At 61.6% G+C, this 15,880-nt stretch carries 15 protein-coding genes; 7 read left to right on the top strand and 8 right to left on the bottom strand.

Annotated features, from left to right (window positions below; translation table 11 throughout):
* The first annotated feature begins 197 nt into the window (after window positions 1–197).
* Window positions 198–365, top strand: a complete 168-nt coding sequence (locus tag NW863_RS07335) for a hypothetical protein (RefSeq protein WP_414365579.1) — start codon at window positions 198–200, stop codon at window positions 363–365.
* 283 nt (window positions 366–648) lie between these two features.
* The gene (locus NW863_RS07330; protein ID WP_414365578.1) at window positions 649–2,142 is read left to right on the top strand and encodes a DUF697 domain-containing protein; all 1,494 of its coding nucleotides are present in this window, start codon (window positions 649–651) and stop codon (window positions 2,140–2,142) included.
* 144 nt (window positions 2,143–2,286) lie between these two features.
* On the opposite strand, the gene NW863_RS07325 is transcribed toward NW863_RS07330, so the two are convergent.
* From NW863_RS07325 to infC, 3 genes are all read right to left on the bottom strand, one after another.
* Window positions 2,287–4,212 carry a serine/threonine-protein kinase gene (locus NW863_RS07325; RefSeq protein WP_414365577.1) on the bottom strand — a complete coding sequence of 642 codons (1,926 nt, stop codon included), beginning with the start codon at window positions 4,210–4,212 and terminating at the stop codon, window positions 2,287–2,289.
* Window positions 4,213–4,365: 153 nt separating this feature from the next.
* Entirely contained in the window at window positions 4,366–4,830 is a 465-nt protein-coding gene (bcp, locus tag NW863_RS07320; RefSeq protein WP_414365576.1) for a thioredoxin-dependent thiol peroxidase, read from the bottom strand.
* 15 nt (window positions 4,831–4,845) lie between these two features.
* Entirely contained in the window at window positions 4,846–5,403 is a 558-nt protein-coding gene (gene infC / locus NW863_RS07315) for a translation initiation factor IF-3 (protein WP_414365575.1), read from the bottom strand.
* A 300-nt stretch (window positions 5,404–5,703) separates the two neighbouring features.
* Between infC and NW863_RS07310 the strand changes: the two genes are divergently transcribed.
* The 3 genes from NW863_RS07310 (at window position 5,704) to NW863_RS07300 (ending at window position 8,838) form a co-directional block, all read left to right on the top strand.
* Window positions 5,704–5,982 (top strand): hypothetical protein, encoded by a 279-nt coding sequence (locus NW863_RS07310; RefSeq protein WP_414365574.1) that lies wholly within the window; start codon window positions 5,704–5,706, stop codon window positions 5,980–5,982.
* A gap of 9 nt (window positions 5,983–5,991) precedes the next feature.
* Window positions 5,992–7,404, top strand: coding sequence for an aspartate ammonia-lyase (locus NW863_RS07305; RefSeq protein ID WP_414365573.1), 1,413 nt, complete (start codon window positions 5,992–5,994; stop codon window positions 7,402–7,404).
* A 66-nt stretch (window positions 7,405–7,470) separates the two neighbouring features.
* Window positions 7,471–8,838 (top strand): MFS transporter, encoded by a 1,368-nt coding sequence (locus NW863_RS07300; protein ID WP_414365572.1) that lies wholly within the window; start codon window positions 7,471–7,473, stop codon window positions 8,836–8,838.
* Between the two features lie 20 nt (window positions 8,839–8,858).
* Here the strand turns inward: NW863_RS07300 and NW863_RS07295 are convergent, their stop codons facing one another.
* The 4 genes from NW863_RS07295 to trpE form a co-directional block, all read right to left on the bottom strand.
* A complete protein-coding gene (locus NW863_RS07295; protein ID WP_414365571.1) occupies window positions 8,859–9,314 on the bottom strand; it encodes a hypothetical protein in 456 nt (151 codons plus the stop codon).
* Between the two features lie 156 nt (window positions 9,315–9,470).
* Window positions 9,471–10,484, bottom strand: coding sequence for a chlorophyll synthase ChlG (gene chlG / locus NW863_RS07290; RefSeq protein WP_414365570.1), 1,014 nt, complete (start codon window positions 10,482–10,484; stop codon window positions 9,471–9,473).
* 134 nt (window positions 10,485–10,618) lie between these two features.
* The gene (locus NW863_RS07285; RefSeq protein ID WP_414365569.1) at window positions 10,619–11,416 is read right to left on the bottom strand and encodes a phytanoyl-CoA dioxygenase family protein; all 798 of its coding nucleotides are present in this window, start codon (window positions 11,414–11,416) and stop codon (window positions 10,619–10,621) included.
* Between the two features lie 6 nt (window positions 11,417–11,422).
* Window positions 11,423–12,919 (bottom strand): anthranilate synthase component I, encoded by a 1,497-nt coding sequence (gene trpE / locus NW863_RS07280; RefSeq protein ID WP_414365568.1) that lies wholly within the window; start codon window positions 12,917–12,919, stop codon window positions 11,423–11,425.
* Between the two features lie 91 nt (window positions 12,920–13,010).
* Between trpE and NW863_RS07275 the strand changes: the two genes are divergently transcribed.
* On the top strand, window positions 13,011–13,586 hold the full coding sequence (locus tag NW863_RS07275) for an NUDIX hydrolase (protein ID WP_414365567.1): 576 nt from the start codon (window positions 13,011–13,013) through the stop codon (window positions 13,584–13,586).
* Window positions 13,587–13,690: 104 nt separating this feature from the next.
* On the opposite strand, the gene NW863_RS07270 is transcribed toward NW863_RS07275, so the two are convergent.
* Window positions 13,691–14,737 carry a glucokinase gene (locus tag NW863_RS07270; protein WP_414365566.1) on the bottom strand — a complete coding sequence of 349 codons (1,047 nt, stop codon included), beginning with the start codon at window positions 14,735–14,737 and terminating at the stop codon, window positions 13,691–13,693.
* A gap of 275 nt (window positions 14,738–15,012) precedes the next feature.
* Here NW863_RS07270 and NW863_RS07265 point away from each other — a divergent pair, with 275 nt between their 5' ends.
* Entirely contained in the window at window positions 15,013–15,621 is a 609-nt protein-coding gene (locus tag NW863_RS07265) for a DUF3120 domain-containing protein (RefSeq protein WP_414365565.1), read from the top strand.
* Window positions 15,622–15,880: the final 259 nt, after the last annotated feature.

The raw sequence follows: 15,880 nt of genomic DNA, 5'->3' as shown, positions 1-15,880 counted from the left end.
CCACCAGGAGCAGCAGCAGGGCAGCCCAGGGCAGCCAACGCCGCAGTTGCCGCCGCCAAGATGGGATCCCGTTCATCATCTCTCCAGACCTCACACCCCCTCAGGATACAAAAACTTCCAGACATCCTTGGCTGGGCCGCAAGTGGTCGTTTCGGGCATCATGGGTAGGGATAGGCAGTTGACGGGGGAGGCGCAGCGTGGAACGGCCTAAGTGGGTGGCTATTGTTACGGGAGCTTTGGCCATTGCCCTGGGGGTGGGCTACTTGCTCCTGGTGCAGCTACTGGACTACCGGGGGGGTGAGTTTCTGCCGGCGCCGCTGGAGCCGCCGGCGGTTTTGACGGGGATCCCTGGCCGCTTGGGCTGAGGACGCTCTTCAGTGCCTGCCTCTCTCGTTGATTCCCTAGCTGGGGTCAGCCGTCCCTGCGCTGGCTCACCCGAAAAAATTGTATGCTCAGCTACACTAAGCCCTATGCTAAAGAAGAGGCTGCGGCTCCAGCTTGCGCCGGGGTTGCCAGCGGAGAGGGTTTAGCCGTCCTGAATTTGCAATCGCTTCTCTTGCCTTTGTAGACCTCTGGATAGATCTTCAGAGCTTCTCTAGAGATCAGGCTCCGTTCCGGATTGGGCATTTGGGCAAGCTGTGGGTTGGCATGGTGTTGTCGCGCTCCACGTGGCTGTGGTTATTGACGGGGCTGGGCTTGGCGGCTCTCAGCCAATACCTGCAATGGGTTAGTGGCATCTACAGCTTTGTTGCTCCCTATTCGGTGCCGCTCGCAGATCTGGTGGTGGCCGGCATCCTGGGAGGAACGGTGGCGGCAGGGCTGGCGGTGCAGCGCTGGTGGCAACAGGCTCGCCAACAGCAGAGGGATCCCACCCCAGGCAAACGGCGGGTTAAGTTGACCCGGGATCAGGTGCAGGCGGATCTGCAGGATGTCGATCGCCTCATCCAGAAGCTGCAAAACGAGATCAGCCGTCGCGCCTTACAGGCCAAGATGCAGGAAATCGACCGGCGGCTGGCCCAGGAGGAATTGCACCTGGTGGTGTTCGGCACTGCCTCTGCTGGCAAAACTTCTCTGATCAACGCCTTGATGGGGCAGCCTGTGGGGGAAACCGCTCCCACCCTGGGCACTACCCAGCAGGGATCCGTTCACACCTATCGGCTGGAGGGCTGGAGCGGCCCCATCTCCCTCACCGATACCCCTGGCCTGCTGACCATCGGCGGCGCCGGCGAGGCAGAAGCGCGCGCCCTGGCCCAGAAGGCCGATCTGCTGATCTTGGTGGTGGCCGGGGATCTGCTGGCCTCGGAATATGCCGAGCTGCTGGAGCTGGCCCGGCTGGGGAAATCCACCATCCTGGCCCTCAACAAGACGGATCAAATGCTGCCGGAAGAGGTGGAGATCATCTTGGCCCACCTGCGCCAGCGCACCGCCGGCGTCATCCCCCCTGAGCAGGTGGTGGCCATTGCTGCCGACCCAGAGCCCTTGAAAGTCCGCTACTGCTTTCCAGACGGATCCCGGCAAGAGACCTGGGAGCCACAGCCCCCCGATACTGCCGCCCTCATCCAGCAGATGGCCCGCCTGCTACAGCAAAAGGGATCCCATCTGCGCCTGGCCAACGCCCTGTTGCAGACCCAAACGCTGGGCGAGGCCGTCCAACAGGCTTTGCGGGAAGAGCGCCACCAACAGGGTCGCCGGATCGTGGAACGGATGCAGTGGGCGACGGCCGCTGCCTTGGCCGCGACCCCCCTCCCGGCCTTGGATGTGCTGGCCGGGGTAGCCATCCAGGCGCGTATGATCGGGGAGCTGCATCAGGTGTTCGATCGCCGCATCACTCTGCAGCAGGCCCAGCAAATTGCCCGCAGCCTGGCGCAAATGATTGTGCAGCTCGGGGGACTAGAGCTGGCTACCCACTCCCTAGGCTCTGTCCTCAAAGCCAGCCCCTGGATGTTTGTGGGGATCCCCCTGCAGGCGGCCAGCGGGGCCTATCTGACGCGGGTGGCAGGGCTCAGCTACTTGGAGTGGCTGCAATCGGGGGATCCCTGGCAGGAGGAGCTCCTGCAAGAGCGGCTCAAGCAGCAGCTTCACAACCGTCATCCTCTGACCTTTCTCAAGCAATTGGCTCGCCAAGCCCACTCCAGTAGCTAGCCAAACAGCCCAAGCTCAGTTACAGCCATTTCAGGGCAAAGAGTTGGCAGCGAAACAGTCTGCCCTCTCAGCCCCTATTTTTCCCGCTCCCCAAGGAAGCAGAGCCGAAGGTAGTGGCAAGGATCCCTGGCAACTGACCCGTCGCTAGCCCAAAGAAACCACCTCAACAGCATGGCCATTGGCCGGCAACTGGTTAAGATCCAACTGCCAAAGCTGAAATTGCTGCGGCTTCCCGGTCTTGGGCACTTGCAGCCAGACCAGTCCCCTTTGCCCCACCTGCAACACCTCGGATCCGGGCGGCACGGCCACCTGGGCCAAGGGATCCCCCCCCTTGCTATACAACCAAAGGGAAGAGAACTCCTCTCCCTCGCGACACAGCAGCAGCACGCCCCAAGGGGCCTTGGCCATCTGCAGGGGCCACCCCTTCAAAAACCAGCGGCGCAGCCGCAGAGGGTTGACCTGCACCGAGCAAAGGTGGGGGCAGCATCCCTGCCCCTCTCCATCCCTGGGGGCAAAAATCAGCCGTTCCCCCAAGCTGAGCACCCTCCCTTTGGGATCCAGGGGTAGGCGATAGCGCAGCGGCTGGGATCCCGGCTGCAAAGGCAAACCGGTGGGATAGGGCAAAAGGCTCATCTGCACCCACTGCCGCCCCGCACCTGTCAGCAAAACTAGATAATCCGAGAGGGCCAGCAAGCGGGGCAGGGATCCCTGGCCATCCGGCTGCAACCTCTGCCCAGGCCAGCGGAAATAGCAGTGGAACTCAGGGAAGGGCTGAGCGGCGGTTGGCCCTTTTGGCTGCCACTGCACAGCCCCCAGCTCTTGGGCGGTGGCCCAGATTAGCTCCTGCCGCTCCTCTAGCCAGGTGGCCCGCCAATCCTCCGCAAAACTCAGCAAGGTACGGATGCGTGCGGGACTTAGGTGCAAAAGGCTGCTTTTGGAAAAAGCCAAAGCCTCCGGGAAGCTCGGCAAGGGCAGCACTTGCTGCAACGGTTCGGCCAAGGAGAAACAGGCTAGAGGCAGCGCTCCTGAGGCAAGGGCCTGCAGCTCTAGCCACTCCAGCTTTTGGGAGGTCACCCGCAACAGCAGCGGAGAGCGGCAGCCGCCGGGATCCTCGCAGATGTAGAACTTTTGCTCAGGCAGGGACTCGATCCCGCCACCGCCCACAAAACCTGGATCCGGCAGATCCCAGATCTGCAAACCGGGGGGAGACCACCGGGGCAGGCGAGGGCCAACCCAGCAACTGGCTGGCTCCTGCCACTCCTGGGCCAACACCGCCAGAGCCGAGCGCATCTGCGCCGCCGTGCGAAACCGCCGCAGGGGCAATTTGCGCAACGTGATCTCCAGCAGCTCCTGCAGCGGGGCCGGGATCCCCTCTGGACAGACAAACCGCTGGTTGAGATGGGCGTGCATCAACTGGCTAGGGGAGCCGGAAAAGGGCCGCTGGCCCGTCAACAGCTCTAGGAGGATGATCCCTACCGCGTAGAGGTCGGAAGCGGGGCTAAACTGGCCGTAGAAGCGCTCCGGGGCCATGTAGGCCGGGGATCCGGTAGCCGTGATCTCGCCAGGAGCAGGCTGGGGGTGGCGGGCGATGCCAAAGTCCGTCAGCTTCAGTTGCCAGCCCTGGGGTGTGGGCTTGAGCAAAATGTTCTCCGGCTTCACATCGCAGTGAATTACCCCCTGTCGATGGGCATGATCCAAGCCGGCCAAGATCTGATCCACAAAGCCCAAAACCTGCTTGACCGGTAGCCACAGCCCCTGCTCCACCTGGTCGATCAGCTCCCGCAGGGTGCCTCCCTCGCAGTACTCCAACACCAAATAGCGCCCCTCACGGGCATGTTCGAGGGCGTAGCAGCGGGTGATATTGGGATGGTTCAACGTCAGCAAGTAGCGCAGCTCCCGCAGCAGGTTGGGGGTGGGAAAGCGCTCCGCCGGCAGCTCCTTGAGGGCCACCAGCTCCCCCCCTTGGCGGGGCCAGGCGCAAAACACACGCCCATACTGCCCTTGGCCAGCCAGACCCAAAATTTGGTAGCTCTCGTGAATGGACTTGGTGGTACGGGTGCGTCGGGACACGGCCCCAGGGGAATCCATACCAGCACTTTGTATTTGTATTGTTATATCCCTTAACTGATCCCTTTTTGTCCTAACCTCGGCAGGGGAACGCTAGACCTATCGGCAGCTTTGCCGACAGGGCTCCCCCTCCCCCTGCACCCCCCAACAGAGAGACTAGGAGCCAGTTAACTGCTGGAGCAGCTCCGCCGCGTGAGTCTCCACCTTGACCTTGGTGATAATGGCCTCGATCTTCCCTTCCGGATCGATGACAAAGGTGGTGCGGTGAATGCCGTTGTACACTTTGCCCATGAACTTTTTCGGGCCATAGACCCCATAGGCACTGGCCACTTTGGCCCCCTCATCCACCAACAGCGGAAAGGGCAGTTGCAGCTTCTGGGCAAACTTTTGGTGGGAGCGGGCATCGTCGGGGCTCACCCCCAAGATCTGGATCCCGTGGGCTTGATAGTCGGCGTAGGCCTCCCGAAAGCCACAGGCCTCTCGGGTGCAGCCGGGGGTGTTGTCCCGCGGGTAGAAATAGAGCACCACCCGCCGGCCCCGCAACTGGCCCAGGCTGATCAAGTTGCCCTCGGCATCGGGCAAGGTGAACTCCGGCGCGGGATCCCCAACTGCTAGCGGCATCGGTGGGATTCATCCTCAGGTCGATTTTTTCGGGGAGAGGATCATGATGATGTTTCGCCCTTCCTTCTGGGGGGGCTGCTGCATTTCCGCCACGTCTTCTAGGTCTTTGAACAGGCGGTGCAACAATTCTTCTCCCAACTCGGCGTGCTGCGCCTCGCGGCCGCGGAACATCACCGTGGCCTTCACCTTGTCTCCATCCCCCAAAAACTGCTGGGCGCTGCGCAGGCGCACGTGGTAGTCGTGCTCGCCGATGTTGTAGCGAAACTTCACTTCCTTGATCTCGGCGGTGTGTTGTTTTTTGCGGGCCTCCCGTTCTTTTTTCTCCTTCTCAAACTTGAACTTGCCGTAGTCCATAATGCGGCAGACCGGGGGATCCGCTTTGTCGCTCACCAAGACCAAGTCCAGATCTTTTTCTTCGGCCAAGCGCAGGGCTTCGCGCGGGCTCATGATCCCCAACTGGGTGCCATCGGTATCGATGAGGCGAATTTTGGGGAAGCGGATGCGCTCGTTAATCGCCGGCAGCTCTGCGCGCTGCTTGTGGGGAAAGCGGTCAAGTGGACGTTCTACGGACAAGTTTTCCTCTCTGTGAACAACAACCAAGATGGGTAGTACTCAGAGAATAGCAGGCTATTTTGCGCCGTTGCCGGCCGATGGACTTGCACCCCCAAGTGGGCCATCGGCCAGAAGGGCAAAGCATGCTGCACTTATACTAGCTGGCATTTTTTGTTTTCTTCTAGGGGTTCTGAGCCGATCCACTGGAAGTAAGGATGCCGGATTGGGGCAGCAACCGCGGTAGGATAACCAAAGTGGCAATCCTGCTGGCGAGAGGGCAGGGTGGGGCTTGTTTTCCGGTTAGAAGGGAGGGCAGAAGCAGTGCAGCTCGGTTTAACGGAACGGGAACTGAAAGAGTTGGCCCAAAAGTCGGTGCAACTGATCCTAAGCCCGCGGGAAGGAGACAGCGAGGCGCTGGCCCAGTACAAAACCTCGGCCGAATTCCGGGCCGGAGTCCATCTGGCCTGCGCGGCCATGGTGCTCGTCTTGGCGGAAAACAACGAGCGCCTCAGCCAACAGCTGGCCGCCCTCCAGGAAAAGGGATCCCTAGCCCTGCAGGAGCCTTCCCAAAAACCCGCTGAGGAGAGCCCTGCCAGCTAAAGCTGTGCTATGGTTCCAAAGACAGACCCACTGCAAGTGCGCAGCGAGCGAGACTCGATGGGGGAGCGGCAATTGCCCCAGTCGGTCTACTACGGCATCCAAACCGCCCGCGCCCTGGAGAATTTTCCCATCAGCGGCCTCAAGCCGCTACCGGAGTACGTGGAGGCCTGTGTACTCATTAAAAAGGCGGCGGCTGAAGTCAACGGCGAGCTGGGCTGCATTCCCCCTGAGGTGGCCAAGGCCATCGTCCAAGCAGCGGACGAGATCCTCCAGGGATCCCTGCGGGATCAGTTTGTGGTGGATGTCTACCAGGCCGGGGCAGGCACCTCCCACCACATGAATGTCAACGAGGTGCTGGCCAACCGCGCCCTGGAGATTCTGGGGGAGCCCAAGGGGCGCTACGAGCGGGTCAGCCCCAACGACCATGTCAACTACGGCCAGTCCACCAACGATGTCATCCCCACCGCCATTCGTCTGGCCGCCCTGCTGCGGGTGCGGCGGGATCTCCTGGGCACGCTGGACAACCTGGTGGCGGCGCTGGAGCAAAAGGCGCAGGAGTTTCGCGACATCCTCAAGGCGGGCCGCACCCATTTGCAGGATGCAGTGCCGGTGCGCCTAGGGGACAGCTTCGGCGCCTACGCAGCCATCTTTGCCCAGCACCGCCGCTGGATTGAGGAGGCCAGCCAAGCCCTGTGCAGCCTGGGGCTGGGGGGAAGCGCCGTTGGCACCGGCCTCAACACCCATCCCCTATACCGGCAAAAGGTGGTGCAGCGGCTGGCAGAGTACACCCAGTTGCCCCTCACGCCGGCTCCCCATCCCATGGCGGCGATGCAGAGCATGGCCCCCTTGGTGCACCTATCGGGATCCCTGCGCAACCTGGCCCAAGACGGCATCAAATTGGCCAATGACCTGCGGCTGATGGATTCCGGCCCTAAGACTGGCCTTAAAGAGATCCAACTGCCGCCGGTGCAGCCTGGCTCCTCCATCATGCCCGGCAAGTACAACCCGGTGATGGCTGAGATGCTGAACATGGTCTGCTTTCAGGTCATCGGCCTCGACACTGCCATTGTCCTTGCGGCCCAGGCAGGGCAGTTTGAACTCAACGTGATGATGCCCCTGATTGCCTATAACCTCCTGCATAGCCTGCAGATCCTCAACAACAGCCTGCGGGTCTTTACTGAACGTTGCGTCAGCGGCATCACCGCCCAGGCGGATCGCTGTCGCAGCTATGCAGAGGGGACACTGGCTTTGGTGACTGCCCTCAACCCCTACATTGGCTACCTGCAGGCGGCAGAAGTGGCCAAGATCTCCCTGGAAACGGGGAAGCCCATCCGCCAGATTGTCCTAGAGCGCAACCTGATGAGTCCAGAAGAGGTGGCCAGGGTGCTAGATCTAGAGGCAATGAGCCAGATGCGCGTCTAGCCCCTCTGCCACAAAGGCCATTGGCCTCCGCCCCTTCCCCGTCAACACCCCTTTGCCGAGCAAGCCATGGCCGACAGACGACTAAGCTGGTGGACCAAGCTGGCCTATGGGGTGGGGGATCTGGGCACGGGCATGACGGCCAATATCCTCATCTTTTTCCTGCTGCCCTTTCTCACCAATACTGTCGGCCTGGCGGCGGGCCTGGCCGGCAGCATCTACGCCATCACCCGCTTTTGGGATGCCCTCAACGATCCCCTCATCGGCATCCTCAGCGACCGCACCCGCAGCCGTTGGGGTCGTCGCCGCCCCTGGTTGCTGTTTTCGGCTCTTCCCTTTGCCCTGACCTTTGCGGCGCAGTGGTGGATCCCTTTTCCCAGTCGAACTGGGCTTTTGTTTGCCTATTACCTGGCGGTGTCGCTGCTGTTTAACACCTTCTACTCTGCCGCCAACATTCCCTATGCCTCTCTGACAGCGGAGCTAACCCAAAACTACGACGAGCGCACCCAGCTCAACCAGTTCCGCTTTGCCTTCTCGGTGGGGGGCAGCATGGTTGCAGTAGTCACCTTTCCGCTTTTGGTTAACCTGCTGCCGGATCGGGCTGCTGGCCATCTGCTGGCGGGAGCTTGTTTTGGGGGGATCTCGGCTGTGCCCCTGCTGCTCTGCTTTTGGGGGGTGCGAGAACGGTATCAATCCTGGCGGGATCCGCTGCCCCTACTGCAGCAACTGCGGGTGGCCTTCAGCAACCGCCCCTATCTATTTGTCAGCGGCATCTACCTGTGTTCTTGGCTGGCGTTTCAGTTTACGGCCACGATCATCCCCTATTTCATCGTTTTCTGGATGCAGTTGCCGGAAGTGTGGATCTCGCTGGTGGTGTTGGCGGTTCAGAGCGTTGCGGTGCTGACCCTGTTTGCCTGGACGCGACTGAGCGCCCACCTGGGCAAGCGCGCCATGTACCTGATCGGGGCGGGGTTTTGGCTGATCTCCCAAGCCGGCCTGTTTTTCCTACAGCCCGGCCAGGAGCGGTTCATGATTGCCCTGGCGCTGTTGGCGGGGGTGGGGGTTTCGGCCACGGCCTATCTCGGCCCCTGGTCGATGTTGCCGGATGTCATCGACCTGGACGAGCTGCAAACTGGGGAGCGGCGGGAAGGGATCTTCTACGCCTTGATGGTGTTCCTGCAAAAGGTAGGCCTAGGACTGGGGCTGTTTTTCCTAGGGCAAGTTCTGGAGTGGTCTGGCTTTATCCCTTCGGTGGCCGGGGGGCCGCCGCCCACCCAGCCGGAATCGGCCCTGTTGGCCATCCGCCTTGCCATTGGCCCCTTGCCGGCGGTGGTTTTAATCGGCGGCATCCTGCTGGTGTGGCTCTACCCCATCACCCGGCAGCGCCACCGGCAGATCCTGCAGGAACTAGAAGCAAGACGGGCGGGATCCGCCTAGACAAGAGCCGCTTCCCCTCTTTAGTTGAGGAGGATGCGCAGGCCGCTGCCGGAAGGCTGCACCGGCTCGGAGTTGGGCAGAATCCGCAGGCCGCTGCCACTGGGCCGGATCCCGGTGTTGTCGGTATTGACGAAGAAGGTGTTGGAGCGGCCATCCCGCTCGTAGACCACCACGTCGTTGGGATTGAACTGGGAGCGGCAGATGATGGGGGAGTTGTCGGCAGCAGTGGTGGCGCTGCAGCGGTAGCCAGGGGCAGAGACCACTTGGCCCTCGGCATCGATGGAAAAAGGAACTCCCCTGGGCAGGAACGGAGCCAAGAGCGGCTGGTCGGGGTTGAGGATAAGCGAGCCACCGGTGCTGGGTTCGACAACGATCCCGCGGCCATCAATGACGATCCGCTGAGCTTGTACAGGAGCGACAGCCCCCAAGAGCAAAGCCAGGCTTAGCCCCAGTGGGCGGGGAAAAAACAGTTTCATCGGACCTCTCCTTTGGCCCAGGGCCATTCCACTCTTTGGGATCCATCGGCTACCTTAGAGGGATCCCTAGCTTGATCTTGGCCCCGGTAGAGAGGATGAGCCAGGGCGGAAGCCGTCACCTCGCTTGCCAGGATGGGCACTTGGCCTTCGGCTCGACTACCACAGCCCGGAACGCCCCAGCGCCAGACCCACCACCAACATGCCCAACACTAGAAAAGGCTGAGCGCTGGCCTGGTACTTCACATCATTCTTCAGCGGATCCCGCAGCAGGTACATGTCTTGGAAGGTGATCTGGGGGATAATGAGCAGCACCAAAATTGCGGCGTAGAGCTTTAGGCCGGCTCCCAGCAAAAACGAGGCCATGCCGAACTGAAATAGGTCAATCATCAGCGCCGCGATCCAGGCCGCCCCCATAGCGCCAAACATCACCGGCAGCGAGGCCAGGCCAAACTGCCGATCCCCCTCCATGCTCTTGAAATCGTTGACCACGGCAATCCCCAAGCCGGCCAAGCTGTAGATTAGAGTTAGGATGCAGACTGTCCAGTTGAGCTGGCCAAACAGGGCGTGGCCTGTCCACCAGGGCAAAGCAATGTAGCTGGCGCCCAGGGCGTAGTTGCCCAGCCAGCCATTGCGCTTTAGTTTCAGGGGCGGCGCCGAGTAGATGTAGGCAATTAGGGCTCCCGCCAGGGCAATGCAGGTGATCACCGGGAAGTCGTGGCCGGTGTACCAGTCCAGGGCATAGGCCAACCCCAGCCCCAAGATCAGCAGCACCCAGATCTGGATAACCACCCGCTGCAGGGAGATGGCCCCAGAAGGGATGGGGCGGTAGGGCTCGTTGATGGCGTCGATGTCGCGGTCGTAGTACTCGTTCAGAGTCTGGGTGTAGCCGGTCATCAGGGGGCCGGCCAGGATCATGCCCACCAGGATGAGGGCCACGTTCTCCCAAGTCCAGGTAAAGTGGCCAGAAGAGGCCGCCCCCGGAATCAGGCCCCACACCAGCGGGATCCAGGTGACGGGCTTCATCAGTTGCAGGTGGACTTGCCAAACAGAGCGAGACTCCACCTCTGCCCCTTTCATGCCCAAAAGTTGACGGACACGCCGGCTGGCGGATCCTTGGTCGGTTTCAGGAGCCGGCGCGGTTTCTGCGCTGGGATCGGCAGCAGGGGCCATTGCGTCTGCCGCTGGCGCCAAAGATGGCTCTTGAGAGGTGCTTTCGCTCATAGTGGGGTGCGCAATCAAACTTCAACAACGGGGATACCCACCCCCATTCTGAGGCATCTTCCCCCGTTCCTCAAAACTTTCCTCTAGACAATCTGCGCTGCCACGAATAGGGATTGGTGCTGGGCCGGGATCCGCTCTTTCTCGGCTGCCGGGATCACCAAGGGGGGCTGCCGGGTGTAGTTGACGGGATCCCGGAACCAAGGTCGGCTGTAGGTGTTGTAAAGGAGGGGCCGGGGAGCGGTAGAACGATTGGCCCGGCCTAGGTGGATCAAGCGGTAATCGAACAGCAGGCAGGATCCCTTGGCCAGCGGCGGATCGACAAAGGGCATCTGCCGGGCCAGCTCGGTGTAGTGGGCCTCGAAAACGGCATGGCTGCCGGGCCAGAGACGGGTTATGCCGTTCTCTTCGTTGACATCCACCAGCGGAATGAGAAGATTGAGGGCATAGCAGGGGATGATGGCATCCAGAATTGCGTCGCCGAAGAGGTGGGAGAGATCCCGGTGAACCTGTTGGTCGGCGGATCCCGGCAGAGAAACTACCACCCCCATCCCGCTCAGGATCAGGCTTGATCCCAAGATTCGCTGCAAAATAGGCAGGACTAAGGGGTGGGCATAGAGCAGGGGATCATTGAAGGGCTCCTCCAGGCGCACCGTCACCATCACTCGTCGATTGCCCACCAACAGGGCGTCGGTGTGGTTCTCGTGGGTGCAGTAGCGGCTGTAGGTGGCCAGAAAGCTGCTGTGCAGCTTGTCGATGAGCGCCGTGGGGAAGATCTCCGGCAGCACCAGGTAGCCCTCGGTGGAAAACAGGTGAAACGCCTGCTCTACGGTCTCCGGATCCGGCTGCTGTCCTATATGGCTAAAGCGCACCTCGGCTAACATGAACCTTTACCCCTTTTGCAGACTGGCCACTGCCATCAGCATGCCCCGCGCCTTGTTCAAACATTCTTGATATTCCCGCTCTGGATCCGAGTCGGCCACGATGCCCGCCCCGGCTTGGACGCTCACCTGGCCCCGTTGAACCAGCAGGGTGCGGATGGTGATGGCGGTGTTCAGTTGGCCGGAGAAGTCATAGTAGCCGTAGGCACCGGCGTAGGGGCCGCGGCGGCACCCTTCCAGCTCGTGGATAATCTGCATGGCGCGAATTTTGGGGGCGCCGGTAACGGTGCCGGCAGGAAAGGTGGCCCGCAGCAGATCCCAGGCGCTGTAGCGGGGATCCAACTGCCCTACCACGTTGCTGACGATGTGCATCACGTGGCTGTAGCGCTCAATCTGCATCAGGTCGTCCACCTGCACGGATCCCAGGCGGCAGACCCTTCCCAGGTCGTTGCGGGCCAAGTCCACCAGCATGACGTGCTCCGCCCGCTCCTTGGGATCCGCCAAGAGCTCTTGCTCCAACTGGCGGTCTTCGGCGGGGGTAGTGCCGCGGGGGCGGGTGCCGGCGATGGGACGCACGGTGGCGATGCGCTCTTCCCCCACCCGGCTGAGCTTGACCATCACCTCTGGGCTGGAGCCAATCAGGCACAGATCCCCAAACTGCAAAAATGCCATGTAGGGGGAGGGGTTAATCAGCCGCAGGGAGCGGTAGAGGCGAAAGGGATCCCCGTCAAAGCGGCTGGTCAAGCGCTGCGAGAGCACCACCTGAAAGATCTCGCCGGCGCGGATGTAGGCTTTGGCCTGCTCCACCGCCTGGCAGTAGGCGGCGCGGCTGAGGGTGCTGGGGGGAATGGCATCGGGCAGGTGGGGCTTCCAGTCGAGGCTGAAGTGGGATAGCGACAGGGGAGCGCTGAGCTGTTGCAGCAGCGTTTCCACCCGCTGGCAAGCTTGGGCGTAGGCCTGCTCCGCCGGCTGCTGGCGCGTGTCGGCAAAGGCCACCACCCAGATCTTGCGCTTCACCTGGTCGAAGATCAGGATGCTGTCCACCTGCATTAGGATGGCGTCGGGCGGATCCCCTGGCTGCGGGGGATGGATGGGTACCTTGGGCTCAATCCAGCGAATCAGCTCATAGCCCCAGTAGCCGAACAGCCCGCCAATGCTGCTGGGCAACTCCGGCAGGTGCACCGGCTCATAGGGCTGCAGGCAGCGGGCCAAAATGGCAAAGGGATCCCCGTGGTGCTGTTCTCGACGCCCGTCGCGGTGGATTTGCAAGGCCTGATCCCCGCGCACCTCTAGCACCCACAGGGGATCGCAGCCGAGGAAGCTGTAGCGGGCCACCTGCTCCCCTCCCTCCACCGATTCCAACAAAAAGTTGTAGGGCCGCCCGGCACAGACCCGGTACCAGGCAGAGACAGGCGTTTCCAAGTCCGCCACCCATTCCTGGTACACCGGGATGAAATTACCCTGTTGGCTGAGGGCGAGAAACTCCTTCAGGGAAGGGAAGATCATGGCCTGCACTTCCTGAGGTTTGCCTCTCGACTTTACCCTAAGGCAGGCAACCATTAAGCTGAGGGGGGCTTTTCTCTCAGGAACCTTGGCCATGCACACCCCATCCCAGATCCTTCGCGAGCGCCTGCGCTTCCACGGTCACAAGTACACTTTTGTCAGCCAGCGTTTGCGCTTTCCCAACGGCACAGAGGCGGAGCGGGAGTACCTCATCCACCCCGGCGGCGTCGTGGCCGTACCGGTAACTGCCGAAGGCAAGTTCGTCTGCATTCGCCAATATCGCTTTGCCGTCGCCGCCTACCTTTACGAATTTCCTGCCGGCACCGTCGAGCCGGGAGAACATCCGGATGAAACCATTCGCCGCGAGCTGGAAGAAGAAACCGGCCTGCGCGCCCACCGCTGGGATCCCCTCGGCCAATTTTATCTGTGCCCCGGCTATTCCAGCGAGATCATGTACGCCTACCTGGCGCGGGATCTGGAAGTGCTGGATGCTCCACCGGCCAAGGACGAGGATGAAGACATCGCCGTCGTGGAGTTTTCGCCTGCTGAACTAACGGAAATGGCCCGTTTTGGCCTGGACTTTGATAGCAAATCTATCGCCTGCTTTTGGCGGGCCCAATTGTTTTTGGCGGCAGAAAATGCGGTCGTTGCGAGCAGGGACAAGCCCTAGGCATGGCCACCCCCCCTTGGTGGCGAACCTGCGCCTCGCCTAGCCCCCCCTTTCCCCAAGGGAGAGGGGCTAGAGGGGATCCTTGTCGCCAATAGGCCTGACCTCTATAGCAAAGTGGCGGCATAGTGGGCAGCCCCTATCAAGCCCACCTGGGCGTTCACCACCACCTGCACCGACAGTTGCTCCAGCAGAGGGCGCATCCGTCCTTTGTCCAAAAAGGAGGGCAAAAACTCCCCCTCTCGCAAGAGGCGCAGGAGCTTGGGCGCGATCCCGCCGGCGATGAACAGGCCCCCACGGGGCAACAGGTGCAGGGCAAAATTGCCGACAGCGGCCCCATACAAGCTGGTAAATAGCCGCAAGCATTCCACCGCCAAGGGATCCCGTCCCTCCAGGGCGGCATTGGCAATTTGGGCTGCCGGGTCGATGGGGCTAGCTTTCTTCTCCCACGCGGCAATTTGGGCCAGCAACTGCTCCTCTCCTTGGCCCCAGCGGCTATCCCGCAGAAATTGATAGATGGCCACGATCCCCTGCCCCGAGACCACCCGTTCAGTGGAGACGCGCCCATGTCGTTGTTGCAGATACCGCAGCAGCTCCCATTCCAAAGGGGTACGTGGAGAAAAATCCACATGCCCCCCCTCGCTGGCATGAACCTGGTAGCCGCCTTCTCCCCACGTGAGGTAGGTCTGCCCCAGGCCTGTGCCTGCCCCGATGACACCGATGGGAGCCTGGGGCTGCCGCTCCCCTGCCTGCAGTGTTTCCAGATCCTGATCTCGCAGGGCAAGCACCCCATACCCCACGGCGCTGAAGTCGTTGATCAAAGCTAGGCGTGGGATCCCCAGCTCTGCCGCCAATTGGCCTGAGTGCAGGCTCCAGGGCAGGTTGGTGATTTTGGCCGTTTGTCCCCCTGGCCACGTGCCCCCCTTCTCTTCCATCACGGGTCCAGCCACAGCAAAACAGGCAGCAACCGGCCGTGGATCTCGCCCCAGCTCCTGCCGCGCCTGGGCCAGAAACTCCAGCACCACCGGCGTGAGGTTGGGATAGCTTTGGCTGGCATAGCGGCAGTGGTAGAGGCTGTGGTCGGGATCTTGGGCATTGAAGAGGCTGAGGCTGGTCTTGGTACCCCCGATATCCCCCGCCAACAGCAACTCCATAGTTTTCTCAGGCAGCGCGTTATTCTCACCCTGACATTTCCGGCAATACCCTGGCAACGCCGGCCCTGCTTGGCCAGGGCGGGAAAGGGCAGGGAAGATGCTATGTTAACTGATGTAAAAGTTTCTAAGATTGCGTTTTGCTTCCTACATCTTGTTCGCCGCCTCTCCAAGAGGAACCTTCCCTGTCCTCCCAGAGCTTAGTTGGACGGGAGCTTCCCCCCTTTTCTCTGCGAAGGCGGCTTCCGTCTTACCATGCCATCGGGGCGGCGGCGGCTGTGCTGGTGTGCCTACCCGTTTTCGTGGAAGCGCCCCTGGTGCGCTATGGCCCTTGGCTGAGCTTGGCGATGACTCTAGGCTGGCTGGGCCTTAGCTTGCGGCTCTACTCGCGGCCCCGCAGCCGCATCTGGGGGGATCTGCTCTACGGCTTCACGCTGACTTGGCTGGCAGGATCCCTCTACTGGGGCTGGCTGCGCTGGGAGCCGCTCTGGCACATGCCGGTGGAAGCTCTGGGGATCCCGATTGTCTGGTGGGGGGCACGGCAACGCTTTGCCCGCATCGGCACCTGGTTTTATCTCGGCTCCCTGTGGGGCACAGCAGTGACAGATCTTTACATTCACTCGGTGGGGCTGTTGCCGGAGTGGCGGCAGGCAATGCGGTTTGACCGCCTGGATCAGGCAGCCGTCCCGTTCATGGCTGCGCTCAACAAAATGGCCACCCCTTGGGGGGTAGCTTGGGGCATCGGCTTAAGCCTTCTGCTCCTTGGGGTTGGCCTGTGGGTCATTCAGGGATCCCGTCGCCTGCACCATTGGGCCTTTGCCGGAGCAGTGCTGAATACCCTGTTGGTGGATGGTTTTTTTCTGTGGGGGGCGGCTTCGCTTCGCTGAGCCAGCCACCTCTGCGGTGCTGACTAAGAGAATGGCAGCGCAAGCCCCGGCATTGAGCTCACCTACCGTTCTTTTGGGTTTCTACGTAGCGCTTTGTTGTGGCCAGGTAGCCGCGAAGGAACTGTTCGTTCCAAGTGTAGGTAGCCGACTTCTCAACGTAAGGCGCGGGATTCCCCACCCGCGTGGGGAGGGATAGCGCCTCCTGACTGATTCTGGATATATCGCTTCACAATTTCTAGAGGTGCACCGCCGCATGAGA

The organism is Synechococcus sp. B60.1, from assembly GCF_047462555.1.
Lineage (GTDB): Bacteria > Cyanobacteriota > Cyanobacteriia > Thermostichales > Thermostichaceae > Thermostichus.
The sequence above is the reverse complement of the archived record's forward strand: the minus strand, read 5'-3'. Positions and strand labels throughout refer to the sequence as shown.